Origin of the sequence: Stenotrophomonas sp. WHRI 8082, assembly GCF_040223995.2 — a bacterium.
GTDB lineage: Bacteria > Pseudomonadota > Gammaproteobacteria > Xanthomonadales > Xanthomonadaceae > Stenotrophomonas.
In genome coordinates, this window is sequence record NZ_CP167826.1 from 3,687,564 (window position 1) to 3,711,153 (window position 23,590).

Sequence of the window (23,590 nt, forward strand, 5' to 3'; positions counted from 1 at the left end):
CCTTGCCTCGCTAACGAATACATTCTGGAGTAACACCATGCAGCTGATCCTTCTGCAGAAAGTCACCAACCTCGGCAACCTGGGCGACCTGGTCGACGTGAAGCCGGGCTACGGCCGTAACTTCCTCGTGCCGCAGGGCAAGGCCGTGCCGGCCACCGAGAGCAACAAGGCCGAGTTCGAGGCCAAGCGCGCCGAATACGAAGCCAAGGCAGAGTCGATCCATTCCGACGCCGAAGCCCGCAAGGCCAAGCTGGAAGGCAAGAGCGTCACCATCGGTGCCAACGCTTCGACCGAAGGCAAGCTGTACGGCTCGGTCGGCGCACGCGAAATCGCTGATGCCTTCACCGCTGCTGGCCTGCCGGTCAACAAGAGCGAAGTCATCCTGGGCGAAGGCGCCTTCCGCAACATTGGCGAGTACGACGTCCTGGTGCACCTGCACGCTGACGTTGAGACCACCGTCAAGGTCGTGGTTGAAGCCGAAAAGGCCTGATCCCACGCCGAAAGGCATGGAATCACCAGAACGGGCTCCCGCAAGGGGGCCCGTTTTGCGTTGGGCGGGCGGAAGTCGGATGGCCGGTAGTGCGCGATCACGCGGGCGCGTTCGTACAACACGGCCACATCGGTATACTCGGCGCATGACACCCGTCCGACGGCCCTGACCCAACCGGGCCAAGGGGTTGGCGGGTAAATGCAGGCCGTACCCCGGCCCCAGCCCGGAAACCCTATGCGTCTTTCCACGATCAAGCTGTCTGGCTTCAAGTCCTTCGTCGATCCCACCACGCTGCACCTGCCGACCAACATGACCGGCGTGGTCGGACCGAACGGCTGTGGAAAGTCCAACATCATCGATGCGGTGCGCTGGGTGATGGGCGAAAGCTCGGCCAGCCGGCTGCGTGGAGACTCGCTGACCGATGTGATCTTTGCCGGTTCGTCGGCCCGCAAGCCGGTATCGCAGGCGACGGTCGAGCTTATTTTCGACAACAGCGACCACACCATTTCCGGTGAGTACGCCTCGTTCAACGAGATATCGGTAAAGCGCACCGTCAGCCGCGACGGCAGCAGCAACTATTATCTCAACGGCACCAAGTGCCGCCGCCGCGACATCACCGATCTGTTCCTCGGTACCGGCCTGGGGCCGCGCAGTTATTCCATCATCGAACAGGGCATGATCAGCCAGATCATCGAGGCCCGGCCCGAAGACCTGCGTGTCTACCTGGAAGAAGCCGCCGGCATTTCCAAGTACAAGGAACGGCGCAAGGAAACCGAGACGCGCATCCGCCACACCCGTGAGAATCTGGATCGGCTGGGTGACCTGCGCGATGAGATCGGCAAGCAGCTCGAGCACTTGAAGCGGCAGGCGCGGCAGGCCGAGCAGTACCAGGCATTGCAGGAAGAACGTCGGGTCAAGGATGCAGAGTGGAAGGCGCTGGAGTTCCGCGGGCTGGACGGGCGCCTGAGCAAGTTGCGCGAAGGGTTGGCGCAGGAAGAAACGCGCCTGCAGCAGCTGATCGCCGAACAACGCGAAGCAGAGGCGCGCATCGAGACCTCGCGCGTTCGTCGTGAAGAATCCGCCGATGCGCTCAATGCGGCACAGGCCGAGGTGTATCAGGTGGGCAGCACGCTGGCCCGCCTGGAACAGCAGATCCACCACCAGCGCGAGCTGTCGCAGCGCCTGCACAAGGCGCGCGATGAAACGCAGCAGGCGCTGGCCGAGCTGGGCCACCACATCAGCGGCGACGAGGCGAAGCTGATGGTGCTGCGCGAATCGGTCGATGCCGCGACCCCGCAGCTGGAGCAGTTGCAGGAAGAGAACGAGATCAAGCAGGACAGCCTGCGTGATGCAGAAGCGCGACTGGCCGACTGGCAGGTGCGTTGGGAGCAGCACACCCGCCAGAGCTCGGAAGCATCGCGCTCCGGCGACGTCGAGCGCACCCGCGTGGACTACCTGGACAAGCAGGTGCTTGAGGCGGATCGTCGTCGTGAGGCCCTGCAGGCCGAGCGTTCGGGACTGGATGTAGATGCCCTCGAAGCGGTGTTCGAGCAGCTGCACGTGCAGCACGATACGCAGAAGAGCGCGCTGGAAGAACTGGGCGAGCAGGTCGAGCTGCGCAAGCAGGAGGTTGCCGCCGTCCAGGAGCAGCAGCGCGGCACCCAGAATGAGCTGGCCGAGCTGCGCAAGCAGGGCAACGGGGTGCGCGGTCGCCTGGCCTCGCTGGAGACCTTGCAGCAGGCCGCACTCGGCCAGGAGCAGGGCGCCGCCGTTGCCTGGTTGAAAGCGCGAGGGCTCGATTCGGGCGCACGCGTGGGTGAGCGCCTGCAGGTCGAGGCGGGCTGGGAAAACGCGGTGGAAAGTGCGCTTGGCCAGTTGATCGAAGGCGTGCTGGTGGATGCACCCGAGCAACTCGTCGAGGCGTTGGGTGAGCTGGGCGAAGGCCGCATCGCGTTGGTTGCCGATGACGATGCGCCGTTGCAGGTCGCCGCCACGTCGCTCGCTGCAAAGGTGACAGGGCCGGCGGCGATCCGTCGCCTGTTGGCCCGCCTGCACGCCGCCGAAGATCTGGCGGACGCGGCACGGCTGCAGGCCACGCTGCCCGAAGGCGATTCCGTGATCACCCGTGGGGGTGAGCGCCTGGGTACAGGCTGGGTGCGTGTGTCGCGCTCCGGTGCCGCCAAGCAGGGCGCGCTGCTGCGCGAACGCGAGATAAACACCCTGCGCGAGCAGATCGAAGTACTGGCGCAGCGCGAGGCCCAGCTGGAACAGTTGCTGGTCGGCTTCCGTGAGCAGCTGCTCGACGCCGAGCAGCAGCGCGAAGACGTGCAGCGGTCGCTGTACCAGATGCACCGTGGTGTTTCCGAGCTCGCTGGCCAGTTGCAGGGCCAGCAGGGCAAGCTGGAGTCGGCGCGTACCCGCATCGATCGCATCGAAGGTGAGCTGAGCCAGCTGCTGGAGACGTTGGACGTCAACCGCGAGCAGGTGCGCGAGGCACGGGCGCGGTTGGACAGTGCCGTCAACAGCATGGGCGACCTGGAGTCGGTGCGGAACGCCCTTGAAAACGAGAGGCGGCAATTCACCGAAGCGCGTGATCGCGCCCGTGACGCCGCCCGCAGTGTGCGTGAGACGGCGCACTCCCTGGCGCTTACTCTGGAATCACAGCGTGCGCAGGTGGCGTCGCTGAGCCAAGCGCTGGAGCGCATGAGCAACCAGCGCGGCCAGCTGGATTCGCGGCTGGGCGAACTGCATGCGCAGCTGGACGATGGCGATATGCCCGTCGAGTCGTTGCAGGCCGAGCATCAAGCCGCGCTGGAGGCCCGTGTTCGCGCAGATGGCCTGCTGTCGCAGGCCCGCTCGCTGCTGGATGGAATCGATGTGGAGCTGCGCGAGCTGGAGCAGACCCGGCACAAGCGGGACGAGCAGGCCTTGGCCCAGCGCGAAAAGATCTCGCAGCGGCGGCTGGACCAGCAGGCGCTGGTGCTCAGCGCCGAGCAGCTTCAGGCGGCCGTGGAAAAGGCCGGATTCGTGCTGCAGGAGGTCATTTCAACCCTGCCGGACGATGCCCGGCTGGGCGACTGGGAACAGACCGTGCAGCAGATCGACGGCCGCATGCGCCGGCTGGAGCCGGTGAACCTTGCGGCCATCCAGGAATACGGCGAAGCCTCCCAGCGCTCGGAGTACCTGGATGCGCAGAACCTGGACCTGACCACCGCGCTGGAAACGCTGGAAGATGCGATCCGCAAGATCGACCGCGAAACCCGTGGCCGCTTCAAGGACACCTTCGACCGGGTCAACGCCGGCGTGCAGGCGCTCTATCCGCGCCTGTTCGGTGGTGGCCATGCCTATCTGGAGCTGACCGGCGAAGACCTGCTTGATACCGGCGTCACCATCATGGCGCGGCCTCCGGGCAAGCGCGTGTCGAGCATTTCGCTGCTGTCCGGCGGTGAGAAGGCGATGACTGCCGTGGCGCTGGTGTTCGCGATCTTCCAGCTCAATCCCGCACCGTTCTGCCTGCTGGACGAGGTCGATGCGCCGCTGGACGAAGCCAACGTCAGCCGGCTGGCCAACATGGTGAAAGAGATGAGCGAGAAAGTGCAGTTCCTGTTCGTCAGTCACAACAAGGCCACGATGGAAGCGGCGCACCAGCTTTCCGGCGTCACCATGCGCGAGCCCGGCGTCAGTCGCCTGGTGAGCGTGGACCTGGAAGAGGCGGCGCGGCTGGCAGGCGCGGCCTGATACACGCTCTGCACGGGGGGATCAGGCATTCTTGCCGCCCCCCCGGTGCAAGAAGCCTTGCATCGTGCCATTCTTGTCTGAACGTATTTAGCCGGAGACCCTCTCGAATGTCCGACACCGCACTGCTGCGCATCGGCATCCTCACTGCCGGCCTGCTGTTGATCGCTGCGATCTTCCTGTTTGGCCGACCGAAAAAGAAAACCCAGGGGCGCCGCGTCGAAGGCGAGCCAGGTGGGGACAAATCCGCGCGTCGCGAGCCCGTGCTGGGTGGCGGCGTGCCAGGCGAGGAGGGCGAAGGCCTCCCATCCTCGGGTATGGAAGGCGAACAGCCCGAGCTTGGCCTGTCCGACGCGGATCCGCACGGAAACAGCGATCTGGGCAAGCGGGCCAGTCAGGACTTCGACAAGATCGTGTCGCTGTTCGTGGCCGCGCGTGCGGGTGAAAAGCTGCGCGGCGAAGACATCGTGGTGGCGGCGGAAAAGACCGGTCTGGTGTTCGGCCACATGAATGTGTTCCACCGTCTGGTTGAAGGCCATCCCGAGCGCGGCCCGATCTTCTCCATGGCCAGCATCATGAAGCCGGGCAGCTTCGACATGGGCACCATCCGCGAGATGGAGACCCCGGCAATCGCCTTCTTCCTGACGCTTCCCGCCCCGCTGACCGCGCTGGATGCCTGGGAAAAGATGCTGCCGACCGTGCAGCGCATGGCCGAACTGCTGGACGCGGTGGTGCTGGATGACGGGCGCAATGCGCTGGGTCGCCAGCGCATCGCGCACATCCGTGACGACCTGCGTGCGTATGACCGCCAGCATCAGGCACCGCCGCTGACCAAGACGCCGCGCTGGTAAGCGGGGCGCTGACAGGGGAGGCGGGCTGCTGTGCATCAGAGGGCAGGGCGTCGCGGTTCACTGGCTCACTAAACTCAGGTGGCGGCCGCACCGTAGCCTAGTTGATGCGCTCTTCGCGTGTGAGCGTAACGCGCACATAGGGGCGAAGTGGTGCCTGCCACTGCCCTTCACTGTCGCGGCCCACCTGCTACGCCGCCGAAGAGAGGCCTTAGGTGCCTTGACTAGAGCCGAGCAGGAACAGTTGGCGATCAAGGATGGTCGCGGATGCGTGGCCAGGGCTGCCGATCACGGTAAGGCTAGTTCTGCCCAGCTGAAAGAAATGGCTGCAGGGAGGCGGGTAGGGCTCAGGTCATCTGGAATTGATCAGTGGGGATGCATATGACGCCGGCTGCAGGGGCTGGCCGCTACGTGTGCTTGGTCGGCAGGTACACGCCGTCGGAACGGCTTAACGCGCTAGAATTCAGCAGCCACCTAAGAAGCACGAACATATGAAGTCGTCACCCGCGAAGCGCGCCGCAGAACTACGTCAGATCATTGGACGAGCGTCAGACTCGTACCACGGACGCGATGTGTCTCTGATGAGCGACGCGGACTATGACGCCTTGGTGCGTGAGCTGACCCGTCTCGAATCTGATCATCCGATGCTGATTGTTGCTGACTCGCCTACCCACAAGGTGGGGGGCGATATTAAGCGCTCCTTTCGGAAGGTGATGCATGAGATACCAATGTTGTCTTTGGACAATGCTTTTTGCGATCAGGAAGTCATCGAATTCGTTAGGCGAATCGAGCGTCGCATAGGGCGTGTAAATGCCACGTTTTCCGCTGAGCCCAAGATCGATGGCTTAGCGATGAGCTTGCGATATGAGCTAGGTGAGCTGGTCCAAGCGGTGACTCGCGGTGACGGAATGGTCGGCGAGGACGTCACCTCGAACGTGAGGACCATTTCTGATGTGCCCTTGCGGCTCGGGACCCGCCGTGTGCCTGCAGTACTGGAGGTGCGTGGAGAGGTCTATATGCCGAGGAAGAAGTTTCTGGCATACAACGACAAAGCTAGGAAGAATGATGGAAAAGTGCTGGCGAATCCTAGGAATGGCGCCGCAGGCTCGGTCCGGCAGCTTGATTCGCGGATCACTGCCGAGAGGCCACTGGCTTTTTTTGCGTATGGGTTAGGCGTCGTAGAGGTTGAACCAGATTTTTTTGAGGGTGAAGATTCTCGTATCGCGTCCTCGCACCATGACTCGCTGATGCTGCTTCGGGAGTACGGATTTCAAGTCTCAGATTTAGCGTCCCGCGTTTCAGGTATCCGTGAGTTGCTCCGATACTACGTAAATGTGCAGCTCCTCCGTGAAAATTTAGATTTTGATATTGATGGGGTTGTCTACAAGCTGGATGACTTTGATGACCAGCAGGCCATGGGCTTTGTCGCCCGCGCCCCGCGCTGGGCGATCGCGCACAAGTTCCCCGCGCAGGAACAGAGCACGACGGTCGAGGCGATCGAGATACAGATCGGCCGCACCGGCGCCGCCACACCGGTCGCGCGTCTGGCGCCGGTCGCCGTGGCCGGAGTGATCGTGTCCAACGCCACGCTGCACAACGCCGACCAGATCGCGCGGCTGGATGTCCGGGTGGGCGACAGCGTGATCGTGCGCCGCGCGGGCGATGTGATTCCCGAAGTGGTGAGCGTCATCGCCGACCGCCGACCTGCCGGTACGGTGCCGTGGACCATGCCCACCGTGTGCCCGGTCTGCGGATCTGAGATCGTGCGCGAAGAGGGCGCCGCCGCTTGGCGCTGTTCCGGCGAGCTGAGCTGCCCGGCACAACGCAAGGAAGCCATCGCGCACTTCGCCTCACGACGCGCGATGGACATCGACGGCCTGGGGGGCAAGTACATCGAGACCCTGGTGGATGCGGGCATCGTACGCAGCGTCGCCGATCTGTACCGGCTGACCCGCGACACCCTGCTGCAGCTGAAGCTGGTGCTCGATGCCGAAGATCCTTCTGCGCTGGCGGCCAGCTATCAGCCGCATCTGCCGCCAGAAGGCAGCAGCGCGGTACTCAATGCTGCGATGAAGCTCGACGGCGGCGATGCAGGCTGGCGTGCGCAGGCGCTCGCGCAGCCCGTTGCGTTTACCTGGAACACGAAGAAGATCGCCACGCGCTGGGCCGACAATCTGGTCGCCGCGATTGACGCCAGCCGTGACGCTACGCTGGAGCGCCTGCTGTTCGCACTCGGCATCGAACACGTGGGCGAGAGCACCGCCAAGGCGCTGGCACAGTGGTATGGCGAGCTCGAGCTGATCCGCCACCTGCCGTGGCCCCTGTTCAAGCGGGTGCCGGATATCGGCGGCGAAGTAGCACGTTCGCTGGGACATTTCTTCGAACAGGCAGGTAACCAGCAGGCCATCGATGACCTGCTGCAGGTGGGTCAGGTGCGCATCACCGATGCCCATCCGCCCAGTGCGAAGCTGCGCGAAGGGCTGGACAGTGCGCAGCTGCTGGTGGAAGCGGAGATTCCCGGCATCACCCGGCTGCGTGCCGAAAAGCTGGTGGCCGCGCTCGGCAACGCACAGTCCGTGCTCGACGCCGAGCATGGCCAGCTGGTCAATGCCGGGCTGCCGGATGAAACGGCCCGCGCCGTGGCCACCTGGCTGGACAGCGACGGCCACGGCGAGATGTTGTTGAAGGCCGAACAGGCGATGCGCGAGATCCTGCAGAAGGCGCCGACGCAGGTGCAGCAGGCCGCTGGACCCTTGGACGGGCAGACTGCAGTGCTCACCGGCACGCTGACCGCGTTGACCCGCGACGCGGCGAAAGAGCGGCTGGAAGCGCTGGGTGCCAAGGTCGCAGGCAGTGTGTCGAAGAAAACCAGTTTCGTGGTGGCCGGCACCGAGGCCGGTTCGAAGCTGGAGAAGGCGCAGTCGCTGGGCGTACCGGTCTGGGACGAAGACCAGTTGCTGGCGTTCCTTGCCACACACGAATGACGGATACAGGCCGGGCTGGTGCCCGGTCGCCCCCTTGAAGGAGACTTGCATGCAGACCGCCCCCTTGGATTTCCGCCTGGCCACGCGTGCCGACGAGGCGCGGCTGATCGAGCTGATGCGCGCGTTCTACATCGAAGACCAGATCGAATTCGATGATGCGCGCGTGCGCCGTGGCGTGGATGCGCTGCTGGCCGATCCCCGTAACGGCGAGGTGCTGATGTTGCTGGACGAGCACGGTGCGGTAGGTGGCTATGTGGTGATCGCCATGGGCTTCAGCCTGGAGCAGGGCGGGCACTTTGCGCTGCTGGATGAACTGTATCTCGCCCCAGGCGTACGCGGTCGTGGGCGCGGCAAGCAGGCGCTGGCGATTGTCGAGCAGCGCGCACGCGGGCGTGGCGTCGGCCGCTTGCGCCTGGAAGTGAACCGCCACAACGAGCTGGCGCGCCGCCTGTACACCGCCACCGGTTACATCGACGACACGCGCGACCTGATGACGCTGCCGCTGGACCACCCGCGCGACGGCGTGCTGTGAGCCCCTTGCTGCACGCGCTGCGGCAGCGCGCCGCGCTCAATGCGCTCATCAGGCAGTTCTTCGCCGAACGCGCTGTGCTGGAAGTGGAGACCCCGATCCTGTCGGCGGCCGGCAACACCGAGCCGAACATCGACAGCTTCCACACCGATTTCAGCGGCCATCGCGATGCCGGCGTGCGCCGGCGCTGGCTACGTACCTCGCCGGAGTTTCCGCTCAAGCGTCTGCTGGCTGCAGGCGTGGGTGACTGCTATGAACTGGGGCGTGTTTTCCGCAACGGGGAAGCAGGCGGGCGGCACAACCCCGAGTTCACCATGCTGGAGTGGTATCGCATCGGCTGGGATCATCATGGACTGCTGGTGGAAACCGCCGCACTGGTGAATCAGGCGCTCGCGCTGGTGGGACGGCAGGCGACGCTGCAGGTGATCGATTACCGGTCGCTGTACCAGCAGCGCGTGGGCGTTGACCCCTTCGAGGACAGCATCGAGCAGTTGCGGCAGCCACTGGCCGATATCGCCATCGATCCCGCCGGCCTGGGGCGTGACGACTGGCTGGACCTGCTGATGACCCACTGCATCCAGCCCGGTTTCGACGACGCGGTCATGACCGTTGTACACGACTGGCCGTCATCGCAGGCCGCGCTGGCCCGCATCCGCCCCGGTACGCCTGCGCTGGCCGAACGCTTCGAGCTCTATCTCGGTCCGGTTGAGCTGGCCAACGGGTACCACGAGCTGGGCGATGCGCACGAACAGCGCGCACGGTTCGAGGCCGACCATGTGCGCAGGCAGGCGCGCGGTGACGTATTGCCGCCGCTGGACGACGCATTGCTCGCTTCCCTGCCGGCGATGCCGGCCTGCGCGGGCGTGGCGGTGGGGGTGGACCGGCTGCTGATGGCGATGGCGCAGACCCCGCGCATCGCCGACGTGCTGGCGTTTGACTTCAGCCGTGCCTGAACGACGTGTTTTACGCTTGCGGCGCGCGCGTGATGATGCTCTTATCACGCCGGTTGCCGCATGGTGGCAAGTGAATCGCGATTACAGGCGGGGTTGTCGTTGAACAAGCTGTTGGCAAGCACGGGGGCATCGATGGGCGCGCTGCTGCTCTGGACCGCGTTGCTGCCTTCGGCGGCCGCGGCACCGGGGCAGGGCGGCTATGCCGGCGAGGTGGTGCGCTGCCAGTCCCGCGATCTGGAGTGGAAGCATTGCGATATGGACGTCAGCGGAGGCGTTGAACTGGTCCGCCAGCTGTCTGACAACGCGTGCGTGCGCGGCAGCGAGTGGGGCACCGATCGTTCAGGTGTGTGGGTCACCCTCGGCTGCCGGGGCGAGTTCCGCGCGCGCGGTAACGCAGCGCCTGCGGTCGAAGGGGCCGCGCCCAAACTGGTTCGCCGCGTCGTGCGTTGCGAATCCAACGGCCGCCCGCAGAGCTGCCCGGTGCGCCTTGAAGGGGCGCCGGTGCGCCTGCTGCGGCAGAACTCGCGCATGCCTTGCCGCGAAGGACACAGTTGGGGCTACCGGCGCAACGAAATCTGGACCACCCGTGGCTGCGAGGGCGACTTCGAGATCGGCGCGGAAGACGGCGGCGGCTTCGTCGACGTGCCGCGCCGGTTGACCTGCGAATCCAAGGACCGGCGCAAACGCTTCTGCGGGGCCACCATCAGCACCGGCGCGAACATGGTCCGCCAGTTGTCCGGCAGCCCCTGCGTGGAAGGCCGCAGCTGGGGTTGGGACAAGCGCGGGGTGTGGGTGGACGATGGCTGCCGCGCCGAGTTCTCGGTGAACTGAGCGCGCATTACAATGGGCGCATGAACGCGCCTACCGATATCGATTACGCCCGCTACGACCACATCCGTCCGATCCTGTGGACCGGCGATGCCTTGCAACTGCTGGATCAGCGCAAGCTGCCCTTCGTGGTGGAGCACGTGGCGTGCACCACCAGCGACGACGTCGCCGCGGCGATCCATGCGCTGACCGTGCGCGGCGCACCCGCCATCGGCATCGCCGCCGCGTGGGGCGTCGTGCTTGCCGCCCGCGAGGTGGACGCCGACGACGGCGCGCAGGCGCTGATGAAGCTGGAGCCTGCGCTGCAACGCCTCAATGCGTCGCGGCCGACAGCGGTCAACCTCGCGTGGGCCCTGGCCCGCATGCGGCGCGTGCTGGCCGTAGCCGATGGCCAGTGGAAGCAGGCGCTGGAGACTGAAGCCGAAGCGATCGCCACCGAAGACCTCGCGGCCAACCGCCACATGGGGGCATTGGGTGCCGGCCTGATCGAGCCCGGCAGCGGCGTGCTGACCCATTGCAACACCGGTTCACTGGCCACGGCCGGCTTCGGTACCGCCCTCGGGGTGATTCGTGCCGGCATGGCGCAGGAGCGCATCGCGCGCGTGTTCGCCGGTGAAACACGGCCATGGCTGCAGGGCGCCCGGCTGACGGTGTGGGAACTCCAGCAGGACGGTATCGATGCCACCCTCATCGCCGATTCGGCCGCTTCGCACCTGATGAAAACCGGTGCGGTGCAGTGGGTGATCGTGGGCGCAGACCGCATCTGTGCCAACGGTGATACGGCCAACAAGATCGGCACCTATCAGCTGGCGATCGCCGCGCGCCACCACGGCGTCAAATTCATGGTGGTGGCACCGTCCTCGACGGTCGACATGGATACCGCTGATGGCACCGAGATCGAGATCGAGCAGCGTGACCCGGGTGAGCTGTACGGTGTCGGTGGCACGCGCACGGTGGCAGAGGGCATCGCCGCCTGGAACCCGGTGTTCGATGTCACGCCGGGCGAGCTGATCGATGCCATCGTCACCGAGCGCGGCGTCATTCTGGCCCCGTCGGTAGCGAGCATGCAGGCCGCTTTCAGCCGCTGATGGGCCGAGCTCGCTCCGATCACCGCGAACCGGTCCCTAAGTTGCTGATTTCTTCGGGTAAAAACCGGCTGAACAGGGGCGGAAAAGCCTGCGTTGTGGTAGACTCCGTCAGTTAATCGAGATTCCGTCGCTGCCGCTCCGCAAGGGCTGGCGCGACGGACTGGACCGCTACCAGACAACGGAACCCGAATGGCAGAATCCGCCAAGGAAATCATCCAGGTAAATCTGGAAGACGAGATGCGCAAGAGCTACCTCGATTACGCGATGAGCGTGATCGTGGGGCGCGCATTGCCTGATGCGCGCGACGGCCTCAAGCCCGTGCATCGCCGTGTGCTGTTCGCGATGAATGAGTTGAACGCGCACAGCAACAAGCCTTACTTCAAGTCGGCCCGTATCGTCGGTGACGTCATCGGTAAGTACCATCCGCATGGCGATCAGTCGGTGTACGACACGCTGGTGCGTATGGCACAGCCGTTCTCGCTGCGCTACATGCTGGTTGATGGCCAAGGCAACTTCGGTTCCGTCGACGGTGACTCCGCCGCGGCCATGCGTTACACCGAAGCCCGCATGTCCAAGCTCACCCATGAACTCATGGCTGACCTGGACAAGGAAACGGTCAATTTCCAGCCCAACTACGACGAAAAGGAACTCGAACCGACGGTCATGCCGACCCGGTTCCCGAACCTGCTGGTCAACGGCTCGGCCGGTATTGCCGTGGGCATGGCGACCAACATCCCGCCGCACAATCTCACCGAGTCCATCAACGCCTGCATCGCGTTGATCGATAATCCGGAGATCGACGTCGATGGGCTGATGGAATACATCCCGGGCCCGGATTTCCCCACCGCCGGCATCGTCAATGGCACGGCCGGCATCATCGCCGGTTACCGTACCGGGCGTGGCCGCGTGCGCATCCGGGCCAAGGCGGATGTGGAAGTGGCCGACAACGGCCGCGAATCCATCATCGTCACCGAAATCCCGTACCAGGTGAACAAGGCGCGTCTGATCGAGAAGATCGCCGAGCTGGTCAAGGAAAAGAAACTCGAAGGCATCAGCGAACTGCGCGATGAGTCCGACAAGGACGGCATGCGCATCTTCATCGAGATCAAGCGCGGCGAGTCGGCGGAAGTTGTGTTGAACAACCTCTACCAGCAGACCCAGATGGAATCGGTGTTCGGCATCAACATGGTGGCGCTGGTCGACGGCCGTCCGCAGTTGATGAACCTCAAGCAGATGCTCGAGGCATTCGTCCGCCATCGCCGTGAAGTGGTCACCCGCCGCACCGTGTTCGAGCTGCGCAAGGCGCGCGCGCGTGCCCACGTGCTGGAAGGCTTGACCGTTGCACTGGCCAACATCGACGAGATGATCGAGCTGATCAAGAGCTCGGCCAACCCGAACGAAGCCCGCGAGCGTATGCTGACGCGCGTGTGGGATCCAGGCCTGGTGGGTTCGCTGCTGGGCGCTGCCGGCGCCGAAGCATCGCGCCCGGAAGACCTGCCCAAGGGCGTGGGCCTGATCGAAGGCGGCTACCAGCTGACCGAGATCCAGGCGACGCAGATCCTGGAAATGCGCCTGCACCGCCTGACCGGGCTGGAGCAGGACAGGCTGACCGACGAGTACAAGCAACTGTTGGAAGTGATCGCCGGGCTGATCCACATCCTGGAGAATCCGGACCGCCTGCTGGAGGTCATCCGCGAAGAGCTGATCAACGTGCGCGAAGAGTTCGGCGACGAACGACGCACCGAGATCCGCCACAGCGAAGAAGACCTGGACATCCTCGACCTCATCGCGCCGGAAGACGTGGTGGTCACGTTGTCGCACGCGGGCTACGCCAAGCGCCAGCCGGTCAGTGCGTACCGTGCACAGCGCCGTGGCGGCCGTGGCCGCAGTGCCGCGTCGACGAAAGAAGAGGATTTCATCGAGCAGCTCTGGCTGGTCAACACCCATGACACGCTGCTGACCTTCACCAGCGCGGGCAAGGTGTTCTGGCTGCCGGTGCACCAGTTGCCGGAGGCCGGCTCCAATGCCCGTGGCCGCCCGATCATCAACTGGATTCCGCTGGAGCCGGGTGAACGCGTGCAGGCCGTATTGCCGGTGCGCGAGTACACCGAAGGCCAGTTCGTGTTCTTCGCCACCCGCAACGGTACGGTAAAGAAAACGCCGCTCAGCGAGTTCGCGTTCCGTCTTGCGCGCGGCAAGATCGCCATCAACCTCGACGAGGGCGATGCCCTGGTCGGCGTCGGGTTGACCGACGGTGTGCGGGACATCCTGCTGTTCGCATCGAATGGCAAGACCGTGCGCTTCGGTGAAGACAAGGTCCGCTCGATGGGCCGCACCGCCACCGGCGTGCGCGGCATCAAGATGCCCAAGGGTGAGGAAGTCGTCAGCCTGATCGTCGCAGAGAGTGCCGGCGGCGTTGAGGAAGAGATCGAGGACGACAGCACCGTCGAAGACACCAGCGTGGAGAGCGCGGACGTCGTGGTCGACGTCGGTGACGAGGCAGGCATGCAGTTCATCCTGACCGCCACCGAGAACGGCTACGGCAAGCGCACGCCGCTGCCGGAGTATCCGCGCAAGGGTCGCGGCACGCAGGGTGTGATCGGCATCCAGACCAGTGAGCGCAACGGCAAGCTGGTCGCTGCGGTGCTGATGGGGCCGGCCGACGAAGTGCTGCTGATCTCCGATGGCGGTACCTTGGTGCGTACGCGCGGCTCGGAAATCAGCCGTGTCGGCCGCAACACCCAGGGCGTCACCCTGATCCGCTTGTCGAAGGAAGAGAAACTGCAGGCCGTCGAGCGGATGGATGCCTTCATCGAAGCGGAGGAGCTGGACGTGGCGGTCGACACCACCACCGAAGCACCCACTGCCCCGGTGCCAGGCGACGAGACGCCGCAGGAGTGATGAACGAAGAACGCCGGCCCCAAGCCGGCGTTTTTCGTTATACCGGCCGCATGTAGACGGTAGAGCCGACTTCAGTCGGCTGCCTTTCGCAGGAAGCCCAACCGCAGCAGGTAGAGCCGACTTCAGTCGGCTGCCGTTCGCAGACTAGTGAACCAGCCGACTGAAGTCGGCTCTACCCCCGCCGTCGCCACTCAGGGTGCATCTCTCACCCCACTTACCGCTGTGCGCCGATTCCGTGCCCCCCCGGTGCTGCCCACCATGGACAGCATGTCCAGCCCACGCCTCCACCTCGGCCGCCACTCCTCGCTCGGCAACGTCTACGCCGTCACCACGATCTGCCGCCACCGTGCGCCGCTGTTCCTTGACCCCGCCAACCTAGCCATCATCAGGGAGGTCATCGCGTCTCACGACGTCCGAGGCGTCACCAGCACGTTCGCATGGGTTGCCCTGCCAGACCATCTGCACTGGCTCTTCCAACTGCAGCAAGGATCACTGGCGCAGTGCATGCAATCCATGAAAGGGGGGAGCAGTCTGCAGATCAATCGGCAGCGAGGCCGGGGTGGCGCGATCTGGCAACCGGGGTATCACGACCACGCCGTCCGGGCAGACGCATCGCTGCACAAGCACGCCCGCTACATCCTGGCCAACCCCATCCGCGCAGGTCTCGCCACCACCCTCGGCGAATACCCGCACACCGGGTGCCGATGGACGCGCGAAGAAATAGACGACCCCCAGGCACCCGTTACGTGACCGCAGCAGGTAGAGCCGGCTTCAGCCGGCTGCGGTTCGCGCGGTGTCACGCAAGCCGACTGAAGTCGGCTCTACCTCTCCACCATCCGCAGCGGTGTCACACAAGCCGACTGAAGTCGGCTCTACTCCCCCCGCCAGCCGTTCGCGGGGTGTCAGACAACTAGGTCGGGACCCGCACCATCTTCTTCAGCAGATGCTCCACCACCCCCTGCGGGTCGGCGGTCCGGCCGACATGGGTGCTCGACATCTGCACCACTGAACTGCGTTTTGCCGTCAGAAAGTGGAAGCGGGCCCGCGCCGGCAGTTGCGCGATGGGGCCGGCGCCGGCGTCGCCGCGGCAGATGGCCACGATGGCGTCCAGCCACGGCTGCAGGTCCTGAAGTTCGAGCGTCGGTGCGAATGCACGCAAGCGCGCCGGATCGACCTCGATTGCGGCTTCCAGGTGCTGGGCGCCGGGGCAGGACACGATCACGCCGACGTTGATGAACTCCTCGCGGTCAACCCGGGGTACCACGCGGATAACCGCGTAGTCATACGTGTGCAGCGTGGGCACGGATGGCCTCCTGGACGAAGGCGGCGCGGACGCGCAGGCGATGGACGAAATAGTCGACGTATGCCTGTCGGTACATCGCCGGGGTCGGAAAAGCCGGCTCGTTGACCAGCCAGGCATCGGGCACCAAGGCCACGATGCGCTCGATCTCCTGCGGCGGCAGGCGCGCCGCCAGCGCCTCGTCGACATCGGCAATGCATGAGGCAAACGGTAACAGCACGTGGTCACGGATCAGCACGAACGGCTTCGTGCAGGCTTCACCCGCACTGTCCCAGTCGTGGTGGAAGTACATCGCTGCACCGTGGTCGATCAGGTACAGCTTGCGATGCCAGACCATCAGGTTGGGATTGCGCGCAGTACGATCCACATTGCTGGTGAACGCATCGAACCAGACGATGCGCGAAGCCAGATCCGCCTCGACGGGCATGGCCGCAGGATCGTAATTGATGGCCCCGGGAAGATAATCACTGCCCAGATTCAGGCCCTCACTGGCGCGAATCAGTTCCTGGATTTCCGGATCGGGTTCGGTGCGGGCGAACTCGCGGTCCAGCTCGACGAACATGATCTCCGGAATCGGCAGGTCCAGCGTTCGGGCAAGCTCGCCGGCAATCAGTTCGGCAATGAGCGCCTTGGGGCCTTGCCCGGCACCGCGGAACTTTAGTACCACCATCCCGTCATCGTCGGTCTCGACAATGGCGGGCAGCGATCCCCCTTCGCGCAGCGGGGTGACATAACGCAGGGCGTGCACGGTGCGCACGGCAGCTTCCTTGGGCGGGGGACCGCAAGATTACCGCAAGGGCGATGATCCAAGCATGCCCAGGTAGCGCCGAGCCGTGCTCGGCGGAGTGGTCGGAGGGCACGGGGTGTAGGCATCCGACTGACGTCGGCTCTGCGCTGTCATGCACGGCGGTTCGGCAGCAGGGCGGCGACGATGCCGAGCAGAGGCAGGAAGGAGATCAGCTGGTACACGCGCACGATACCGGTGTGGTCGGCCAGCACGCCGAGCACGGCGGCGCCCAGTCCGCCCATGCCGAAGGCGAAGCCGAAGAACAAGCCGGACACGGTGCCGATGCGATGCGGCATCAGTTCCTGCGCATACACCAGGATCGCCGAGAACGCAGAAGACAGCACAAAGCCGATGATCACCGCCAGCACGCCGGTCCAGGCCAGGTCCACGTACGGCAGGGCGAGGGCGAACGGCGCCACGCCGAGGATGGAGGCCCAGATCACCGGCTTGCGGCCGATGCGGTCGCCCACCGGACCGCCGATCAAGGTGCCCGCGGCAGACGCCAGCAGGAACGCGAACAGATGCATCTGTGCGCTCTGCACGGACACATGGAACTTCTGTATCAGGAAGAACGTGTAATAGCTGCTCAGGCCGGCGATGTAGAAGTACTTGCTGAAGATCAGCACCAGCAGGATGCCGATCACCCAGCGCACCGTACGGGCAGGAAGCACCTCCGCCGATGCGGCAGGGTCTGCGGAACGCGGCCGCCGTGGTTCCGCTGCCACGCTGGCCAAGTGCTGCTGATACCACCGGCTGACATAGGTCAGCAGTGCGATGCCGATCAGCGCTGCGCCGGCAAACCACGCCACACTGGTACGGCCGTTAGGGACGATCACCGCCGCCGCCAGCAACGGACCGATCGCGGTGCCGGTATTGCCGCCGACCTGGAACACCGACTGTGACAAGCCATGCCGACCACCAGAAGCCAAGCGTGCGATGCGCGAGGATTCAGGGTGGAAGATCGCCGACCCGATACCCACCAACATGGCAGCTGCCAGCACCAGCGTGAAGCTGGGGGCATAGGCCAACAACATCAGACCACACAGCGTGGACACCATGCCGAAGGGCAGGGAGTAGGGGGCGGGACGACGGTCCGTGCGCAGCCCGATGAGTGGCTGGAACAGCGACGCAGTGAGCTGGTAGGTGAGGGTGATCAGGCCGATCTGGGCGAAGCTGAGATGGAACTGCCCCTTCAGGATCGGATAAAGCGCCAGGATCAGCGACTGCATCATGTCGTTGACCAGATGCGAGCCGGTGATCGCGGCAAGGACGCCGCCGACCAAGCGACGGCGCGGTGCAGCGACGGAGGATGACAATGAAGGGGTGGTACTGGACATGGGCGCGCTGCATCAGCGGGGGGAGCCGCATGGTAAAGTCGCCGCCGAAGTCCCTCCCGCGCGATATGGTCATGGATCATCGAGAAAAGGACAGTTCGGCGCCTGCCGGTCAGGGGCGTCCCCTGCCGATAGGCCCGTCCACGGCGGTGTTCTGCCGGGCGCGCAACTATCAGGCCGATACCGTCATCCCGCTGCACCATCACCCAGATCGGCACCAACTGGTCTATGCCGAAAGCGGGGTGCTGGTGGTGCATGCCGGCACGGGTCGCTGGGTGGTGCCCAGCACGCGCGCGATCTGGATGCCTGCCGGGGTCGGGCATCGGGTCGATTGCCTGGGGCCGGTGCGTATGCGCAGCCTGTATATCGCGCCACAGGCGATGCCGCATGCAGCCGCCGAAGCGTCCACGGTGTCGATCACCCCCTTGCTCGCCGCGCTGATCCACGCTGCAGTCGAGGTGCCCCAGCCCTACGCGCCGGATTCCCGTGACGGCCGGCTCATGCAGTTGATCATTGACGAATTGCAGACCCTCCCCGTGCTGCCGCTGCACCTCCCCGAACCCCGCGATCCACGTCTGCGGCGCATTGCACGTTACTGGGAGCGCACGCCCCACGATGCCTCGACCCTGCAGGACTGGGCGCAGCGCCTGCAGATCGACGTAAAGACCATCCAACGTCTGTGCGCGCGCGAGTTGGGCATGACGTTCGGGCAGTGGCGGCAGCAGGCGCGCCTTCTGCGTGCGTTGGAACGGCTGGCGCAGGGCGGCAAGGTGATCGATGTCGCCCTGGCGTTGGGGTATGACAGCCCCAGTGCGTTTGCCAGCATGTTCAAGAAGCGGTTCGGCCTCAGTCCAAGCCAGTTTTTCCGCTGACGCATAGCCGCCGTTGGTAGAGCCGGCTTCAGCCGGCGCCGCTATTGGTAGAGCCGGCTTAAGCCGGCTGGTTCGGTGCAGCCGACTGAAGTCGGCTCTACCCGTCGACTCTACCCATCGGCTGCCGGGGTGTGGGCGCGGATGTGGTCTATCAGTGCGCGCAGCTTGGCCGGCGGGTTATGGCGGCTTGGGAAATACAGAAAGAAGCCAGGGAAGGGCGGCAGGTACGTCTCCAGCATCGTCACCAATTCGCCGCGCGCGATGTACGGGGCGAAGGTTTCTTCCATGCCGAAGGTGATGCCCCCGCCGGACAGCGCGGTACGGACCATCAGCAACATGTCGTTGGTGGTCAACTGCGGGGATACGGTGACGTCGAACGCGCGGCCGCCCTCGGCAAACTCCCAGCGATAGGGCGCTGCTTCCGGCGCGGGTCGCCAGCCGATGCAGCGGTGGCGGGAGAGCTCGCCGGGATGCGAGGGAGCGCCATGCTCCGCGACATAGCCGGGCGAGGCGACGACGACCTCGCGCTGCGGACCGGTAAGCGCGATGGCCACCATGTCCTGTTCGATCACCTCACCCAGCCGCACGCCCGCGTCGAAGCCAGCCGCCACGATGTCCGATGGCGCGTCGGTGACGGTGACATCCAGCGTGATGCCGGGATGCGTCTGCAGGAAGTGGGATATCAGCGCCCCGGACAGGAAGCGCTCGGCGATGGAGGTCACCGCAACGCGCAGCAGGCCGCGTGGCTCGCCGACACTGGCGGCATCTTCGAGTGCCGAGGCAACGACGTTCAATGGCGCGGCGATTTGGCTGAGCAGCCGCTCGCCGGCCTCGGTCAGCCGCACGCTGCGGGTGGAGCGCTGCACCAGCGCGGTGCCCAGGCCGTCCTCCAGTCGCCGGATGCCTTGGCTCACCGCAGAGCGGGTTACGCCCAGGCGATCAGCCGCCGCACGGAAGTTGCCTCCCTCGGCAACGGCAAGGAACAGGCGCAGCAGGTTGAGATCGGTGTCCATTGGTTACCGATACTAACCACTCTGTCCAGCGGACGGGGAGTTCTCTGGACACTGACACGCTCGTAAGGTGACCGCTCTTCCATGAAGTCGCCACAGGAGTTCGCCATGAACCAGATTCAGGACAAGATCGTGCTCATCACCGGGGCCAGCAGCGGGATCGGCGAGGCCACCGCGCGGCTGCTTGCGCAGCAGGGCGCTACGGTGGTGCTGGGGGCGCGCCGCATCGATCGGTTGCAGGCACTGGTGACCGAGATCCAGGCTGCCGGCGGAACCGCGATGGCGCTGGCGCTGGATGTCACCGATCGAACGCAGACGGCGGATTTCGTCCAGCGTGCCGTGGAGACCTACGGGCGGGTGGACGTGATCATCAACAACGCAGGGGTCATGCCGCTGTCCCCGCTGGCGTCGTTGAAGCTGGATGAGTGGGATCGCATGATCGACGTCAACATCCGCGGGGTGCTGCACGGGATCGCAGCGGTGCTGCCGCAGATGCAGGCGCAGGGCTACGGGCAGGTGATCAACATTGCCTCCATCGGGGCGCATGCGGTGTCACCGACGGCGGCGGTCTACTGCGCAACCAAGTACGCGGTCTGGGCGATCTCCGAGGGGCTGCGGCAGGAGAGTCCGTCGTTACGGGTGACCACCATCAGCCCGGGTGTCACCACGTCCGAACTGGCGGACAGTATTTCCGATGCGCAGGGCCGCGAGGAAATGAAGGCGTTCCGCGCGACGGCGATTCCGGCCGAGGCAGTGGCACGTGCGATCGCGTTTGCGGTGGCGCAGCCGGCTGATGTGGATACCAGTGAGATCATCGTCCGTCCGACCGCCAGTCCGCATTGATTTCCGCACGGACGCTGTGAGGAACCGAGACCCGCAGCCCGCACGAAATGGAGACCGCAGCCCTGGTAGCGCCGAGCCATGCTCGGCGGAATGCGGGACGGCGGGCGCGCCAACAGCAGCCGACTGAAGTCGGCTCTACCAAGCGATCAATCCACCGCACGATCAATCCATCGCGCCGTCAATCCACCGCGCGATCAATCCACCAAGCGATCAATCTACCAAGCGATCAATCCACCGCACGATCCACGCGTCATGCGGGCACTTCGGCGTCGGCGGCAATCAGTTTTTCTTTCTTCAGTTCCGCCCAGAAATCCGCCGGGATGGCGATGGACATCGACGCGACGTTCGCGCGGACCTGCTCGGGCGTCCGTGCACCGGGGACAATGCACGAGACCACCGACGGCGCGTCGGCAAACTGCAGCGCCGCGGTGCGCAGGTCGATGCCATGGCGCTCGCAGATCGCGGCGATCTTGGCGCGCTTGGCCGGCGCCCACTCCGGGATCGGGCTGCCGTACAGATAGCGCTCGCGGCCGGTCAGGTAGCCCGCCAACAGCGGTGAGCCCACCATCACCGAAACGCCTTTTTCAGCGAGCTTCGGGAAGGTGTCGCGCAGGGTGGTTTCGTGGTCCAGCAGTGAGTACTGGCAGGCCAGCAGCATGATGTCCGGATCCGATTCGGCCACCGCGCGCAGAGCCGGTTGCGGCCGGTTCACCCCGAACCCCCAGCCTTTGATCAAGCCTTCCTCGCGCATCTTCGACAGTTCCGGCATGGCGCCGCGCAGTGCTTCGGCAAAGCGCTGTTCCCACGGCATGCCGAGGTCTTTTTCGTTCTCCGGCGACAGGTCGTGGATGAACACGATATCCAACTGCGACACGCCCAACCGGTTGAGGCTGTCTTCCACGGAACGCCGTGCGCCGTCTGCGGAATAGTCGTAGCGATAACGGAACGGCGCCGGATCGTGCCAGTTGGTTTTCTGCAGGGGGCCGGACGTGCCGGTGAGCAGGCGACCGACCTTGCTGCTGAGGGTGTACTGATCGGCGGGGTGCAGGTGCAGTTCATTGCCCATGCGCCGCTCGCTCAGGCCCAGCCCATACCAGGGCGAGGTGTCGAAAAGGCGGACGCCCGATGCCCACGCCGCCGCCATGGTGGCCTGTGCTGCGTCACGGGTAGTGGGTGCCAGGCTGCCTCCCAAGGGCGCACCGCCGAGTCCCATGCGGGTCGGCGGACGGTAGCGGCCACCCGCGGGCTGCGGTCGCGCAACCGGGCTGCTGCCGCTGCGGGGTGTGCCACGCGTGGGCAGCACGCTGCCCGGTGCCGGTGACTGCGCGAACAACGGCGAGGCCGCCATGACCGCCGCGCTGGCCGCGGCAAGGGAAAGAAACTGACGTCGTGAGTTCACTGGGGTCTCCTGGAGGGGAAGGCGTGCAGGGCGCTCGCAAGCCACACGACCTTATCGCGGCACCGTCTCAACGCAGCGGGAACGGCCATCGCCGAGGCCCGTTACGCCGGTGGCGAGCGATTCCTGCAAGTGCGCTGCCAGCGCGCTCCCTAGGCTTTTCCCATGCAACGGAGGGGGAGAGTGCGATGCAGGGTGCAGGCAAAGAAACAGGCAGCGATACCGGTCTCGAACTGCCTGCATGGCAGCAGGTGGCACGCGAAGAAATCAGCCAGCGGCTGGCGGATGCCGATTTTCCGTGTCTGTTCGCACGCAAGGCGTGGCGGGCCGGTTCCATCTGGTTCCAGTTCTGCGAGCGCGATCGCTACGTTGCCGCGCGTGAAGCACTGGCCGCCTATACGGACATGGTCAAGACGGTCGCCATCGAGGAGCGTCTCTATCGGCCGCTGTGTCTGGTCTTCCGCAACGAGGAAGACGAGCAGCCAATGGACCAGCACGCGGCGGCGTGGCAACTGCTGGAGTGGCTGCATCGCTACGATCCGCAGGCATGGCCTGCGAAGGTGCCCGATGAAACCGACGACCCGGCTTGGAGTTTCTGCTTCAACGGCGTGCCGTTGTTCGTCAACATCAGCTCGGCCGCCCATGTGCAACTGAAGAGTCGCAACCTGGGCCGATGCCTGGTGCTGGTGGTCAACCCGCGCGAGAACTTCGACGTGGTCGCCAGCGCGGCCTCGCCGCATGGGCGCACGTTGCGCGCGCGGATCCGCAGTCGCGTGGAAAGCTACAACCAGGCACCTGCGCCGGCGAGCCTGGGATTCCATGGCGAACCGGGCAACCGCGAATGGATGCAGTACCAGCTGGACGAGCCAGGGCTGGAGGCGCCTGCCTGCTGCCCGTTCTCCACGCAGCGCAGGCGCCTCCGATGATCGGATTCGATCTGAACCTGTTGCTGCTGTACATCGTGACGGTCACGGTGATGATCGCGCTGCCGGGCCCGGTGATGATCCTGGTGGTCAGTGCGGGACTGTCCGGTGGGCCGAGGCGCGCGTTGTCGACCATCGCCGGTACCAATGCGGCCTCGCTGCTGCTGATCGCGCTGTCGGCGCTCATGGTCCAGGGTCTGCTGGCCATCGATGAGGCGTACTTCAACGGCATCAAACTGCTGGGGGCGCTGTACATCGGCTACGTCGGCTGGGGGCTGCTGCGCGCGGTCCCCTTCGAAGGCCGGCCGCAGGCAGGTGGCGGTGTCGGCGGCTTCGGCAAAGGCTTCATGGTCGCCATCGCCAACCCCAAGGACATCATCTTCTTCGCCTCGTTCTTCCCGCAGTTCATCGGCATCATGCCGCAGCCGGCACTCAGCCTCGTGGTGCTGACACTGCTCTGGGTGGCGCTTGATTTCGCTACGCTGATGGTGATGTTCCAGTTGGTGCGTCGACTGCTTCGACCGGTGCTGCAGCGTGCGCTGCTGCGATGCTCGGGCGTGCTGCTGATCGTTGTGGCACTGGTGGGGGTGGCGTTTGCCGGACGGGCGTTGTGGACGACCTCGGGATGACGGCCAAGCGGCCGTGGCGGCAGTGCGTCATCGCAGGTCAGCACCGTGCCACGGGTCAGCTCGCCCATGTTGAGCGGAATGCGAAAGCGTATCCGCAGGCGAACAGTTTTACTGAAATTCGTGAAATCAGGCGCGCTATC

Annotated in this window: 19 protein-coding genes; 14 read left to right on the forward strand and 5 right to left on the reverse strand. The window is 65.1% G+C overall.

Annotation, left to right across the window (positions count from 1 at the left end):
- Nucleotides 1-37: 37 nt before the first annotated feature.
- From rplI to ABRP17_RS16140, 10 genes are all read left to right on the forward strand, one after another.
- Entirely contained in the window at nt 38-490 is a 453-nt protein-coding gene (gene rplI / locus ABRP17_RS16095; RefSeq protein WP_188326923.1) for a 50S ribosomal protein L9, read from the forward strand.
- A gap of 234 nt (nt 491-724) precedes the next feature.
- On the forward strand, nt 725-4,228 hold the full coding sequence (gene smc / locus ABRP17_RS16100; RefSeq protein ID WP_349984542.1) for a chromosome segregation protein SMC: 3,504 nt from the start codon (nt 725-727) through the stop codon (nt 4,226-4,228).
- Between the two features lie 107 nt (nt 4,229-4,335).
- A complete protein-coding gene (gene zipA / locus ABRP17_RS16105; RefSeq protein WP_188326925.1) occupies nt 4,336-5,076 on the forward strand; it encodes a cell division protein ZipA in 741 nt (246 codons plus the stop codon).
- 488 nt (nt 5,077-5,564) lie between these two features.
- Complete coding sequence (gene ligA / locus ABRP17_RS16110) at nt 5,565-8,057, forward strand: NAD-dependent DNA ligase LigA (RefSeq protein ID WP_349984541.1); 2,493 nt, start codon at nt 5,565-5,567, stop codon at nt 8,055-8,057.
- A gap of 49 nt (nt 8,058-8,106) precedes the next feature.
- Nucleotides 8,107-8,589, forward strand: a complete 483-nt coding sequence (locus ABRP17_RS16115; protein WP_349984540.1) for a GNAT family N-acetyltransferase — start codon at nt 8,107-8,109, stop codon at nt 8,587-8,589.
- 5 nt (nt 8,590-8,594) lie between these two features.
- On the forward strand, nt 8,595-9,539 hold the full coding sequence (gene epmA / locus ABRP17_RS16120) for an EF-P lysine aminoacylase EpmA (RefSeq protein WP_349984559.1): 945 nt from the start codon (nt 8,595-8,597) through the stop codon (nt 9,537-9,539).
- A 132-nt stretch (nt 9,540-9,671) separates the two neighbouring features.
- Nucleotides 9,672-10,370: a DUF3011 domain-containing protein gene (locus ABRP17_RS16125; protein WP_188327241.1), complete on the forward strand. Its 699-nt coding sequence runs from the start codon at nt 9,672-9,674 to the stop codon at nt 10,368-10,370.
- 20 nt (nt 10,371-10,390) lie between these two features.
- Entirely contained in the window at nt 10,391-11,455 is a 1,065-nt protein-coding gene (mtnA, locus tag ABRP17_RS16130; protein ID WP_349984539.1) for an S-methyl-5-thioribose-1-phosphate isomerase, read from the forward strand.
- 189 nt (nt 11,456-11,644) lie between these two features.
- Complete coding sequence (gyrA, locus tag ABRP17_RS16135; protein WP_349984538.1) at nt 11,645-14,356, forward strand: DNA gyrase subunit A; 2,712 nt, start codon at nt 11,645-11,647, stop codon at nt 14,354-14,356.
- 258 nt (nt 14,357-14,614) lie between these two features.
- Nucleotides 14,615-15,106, forward strand: a complete 492-nt coding sequence (locus ABRP17_RS16140; protein WP_349984537.1) for a transposase — start codon at nt 14,615-14,617, stop codon at nt 15,104-15,106.
- A 160-nt stretch (nt 15,107-15,266) separates the two neighbouring features.
- Here the strand turns inward: ABRP17_RS16140 and ABRP17_RS16145 are convergent, their stop codons facing one another.
- The 3 genes from ABRP17_RS16145 to ABRP17_RS16155 all read right to left on the reverse strand — a co-directional run bounded on the left by ABRP17_RS16145 (nt 15,267) and on the right by ABRP17_RS16155 (nt 17,780).
- Nucleotides 15,267-15,659, reverse strand: coding sequence for a DUF3037 domain-containing protein (locus ABRP17_RS16145; RefSeq protein ID WP_349984536.1), 393 nt, complete (start codon nt 15,657-15,659; stop codon nt 15,267-15,269).
- Nucleotides 15,637-16,413 (reverse strand): HipA family kinase, encoded by a 777-nt coding sequence (locus tag ABRP17_RS16150; RefSeq protein WP_349984535.1) that lies wholly within the window; start codon nt 16,411-16,413, stop codon nt 15,637-15,639. Before ABRP17_RS16150 ends, ABRP17_RS16145 begins: the two co-directional genes overlap by 23 nt.
- A gap of 140 nt (nt 16,414-16,553) precedes the next feature.
- Entirely contained in the window at nt 16,554-17,780 is a 1,227-nt protein-coding gene (locus ABRP17_RS16155; protein WP_349984534.1) for an MFS transporter, read from the reverse strand.
- Between the two features lie 71 nt (nt 17,781-17,851).
- On the opposite strand from ABRP17_RS16155, the gene ABRP17_RS16160 reads away from it, so the two are divergent.
- Nucleotides 17,852-18,649, forward strand: coding sequence for a helix-turn-helix transcriptional regulator (locus tag ABRP17_RS16160; protein ID WP_349984533.1), 798 nt, complete (start codon nt 17,852-17,854; stop codon nt 18,647-18,649).
- A 110-nt stretch (nt 18,650-18,759) separates the two neighbouring features.
- On the opposite strand, the gene ABRP17_RS16165 is transcribed toward ABRP17_RS16160, so the two are convergent.
- Nucleotides 18,760-19,662 (reverse strand): LysR family transcriptional regulator, encoded by a 903-nt coding sequence (locus tag ABRP17_RS16165; RefSeq protein WP_349984532.1) that lies wholly within the window; start codon nt 19,660-19,662, stop codon nt 18,760-18,762.
- 105 nt (nt 19,663-19,767) lie between these two features.
- Here ABRP17_RS16165 and ABRP17_RS16170 point away from each other — a divergent pair, with 105 nt between their 5' ends.
- Nucleotides 19,768-20,502: an SDR family oxidoreductase gene (locus ABRP17_RS16170; RefSeq protein WP_349984531.1), complete on the forward strand. Its 735-nt coding sequence runs from the start codon at nt 19,768-19,770 to the stop codon at nt 20,500-20,502.
- A 250-nt stretch (nt 20,503-20,752) separates the two neighbouring features.
- Here ABRP17_RS16170 and ABRP17_RS16175 read toward each other — a convergent pair whose 3' ends face one another.
- Nucleotides 20,753-21,901, reverse strand: a complete 1,149-nt coding sequence (locus ABRP17_RS16175) for an aldo/keto reductase (protein WP_349984530.1) — start codon at nt 21,899-21,901, stop codon at nt 20,753-20,755.
- A gap of 185 nt (nt 21,902-22,086) precedes the next feature.
- On the opposite strand from ABRP17_RS16175, the gene ABRP17_RS16180 reads away from it, so the two are divergent.
- Entirely contained in the window at nt 22,087-22,824 is a 738-nt protein-coding gene (locus tag ABRP17_RS16180; protein ID WP_349984529.1) for a YqcI/YcgG family protein, read from the forward strand.
- Entirely contained in the window at nt 22,821-23,450 is a 630-nt protein-coding gene (locus ABRP17_RS16185) for a LysE family translocator (RefSeq protein WP_349984528.1), read from the forward strand. The genes ABRP17_RS16180 and ABRP17_RS16185 overlap by 4 nt, the downstream gene beginning before the upstream one ends.
- Nucleotides 23,451-23,590 lie beyond the last annotated feature (140 nt).

Excerpts from the sequence above, each read along its gene's own strand:
- ABRP17_RS16160 (WP_349984533.1), top strand. The coding sequence starts at position 17,852 with ATGGATCATCGAGAAAAGGACAGTTCGGCGCCTGCCGGTCAGGGGCGT.
- rplI (WP_188326923.1), top strand. The coding sequence starts at position 38 with ATGCAGCTGATCCTTCTGCAGAAAGTCACCAACCTCGGCAACCTGGGC.
- ABRP17_RS16180 (WP_349984529.1), top strand. The coding sequence starts at position 22,087 with ATGCAGGGTGCAGGCAAAGAAACAGGCAGCGATACCGGTCTCGAACTG.
- ligA (WP_349984541.1), top strand. The coding sequence starts at position 5,565 with ATGAAGTCGTCACCCGCGAAGCGCGCCGCAGAACTACGTCAGATCATT.
- ABRP17_RS16170 (WP_349984531.1), top strand. The coding sequence starts at position 19,768 with ATGAACCAGATTCAGGACAAGATCGTGCTCATCACCGGGGCCAGCAGC.
- ABRP17_RS16140 (WP_349984537.1), top strand. The coding sequence starts at position 14,615 with ATGGACAGCATGTCCAGCCCACGCCTCCACCTCGGCCGCCACTCCTCG.
- ABRP17_RS16125 (WP_188327241.1), top strand. The coding sequence starts at position 9,672 with ATGGGCGCGCTGCTGCTCTGGACCGCGTTGCTGCCTTCGGCGGCCGCG.
- zipA (WP_188326925.1), top strand. The coding sequence starts at position 4,336 with ATGTCCGACACCGCACTGCTGCGCATCGGCATCCTCACTGCCGGCCTG.
- ABRP17_RS16115 (WP_349984540.1), top strand. The coding sequence starts at position 8,107 with ATGCAGACCGCCCCCTTGGATTTCCGCCTGGCCACGCGTGCCGACGAG.
- smc (WP_349984542.1), top strand. The coding sequence starts at position 725 with ATGCGTCTTTCCACGATCAAGCTGTCTGGCTTCAAGTCCTTCGTCGAT.
- ABRP17_RS16185 (WP_349984528.1), top strand. The coding sequence starts at position 22,821 with ATGATCGGATTCGATCTGAACCTGTTGCTGCTGTACATCGTGACGGTC.
- mtnA (WP_349984539.1), top strand. The coding sequence starts at position 10,391 with ATGAACGCGCCTACCGATATCGATTACGCCCGCTACGACCACATCCGT.
- ABRP17_RS16165 (WP_349984532.1), bottom strand. The coding sequence starts at position 19,662 with ATGGACACCGATCTCAACCTGCTGCGCCTGTTCCTTGCCGTTGCCGAG.
- ABRP17_RS16155 (WP_349984534.1), bottom strand. The coding sequence starts at position 17,780 with ATGTCCAGTACCACCCCTTCATTGTCATCCTCCGTCGCTGCACCGCGC.
- gyrA (WP_349984538.1), top strand. The coding sequence starts at position 11,645 with ATGGCAGAATCCGCCAAGGAAATCATCCAGGTAAATCTGGAAGACGAG.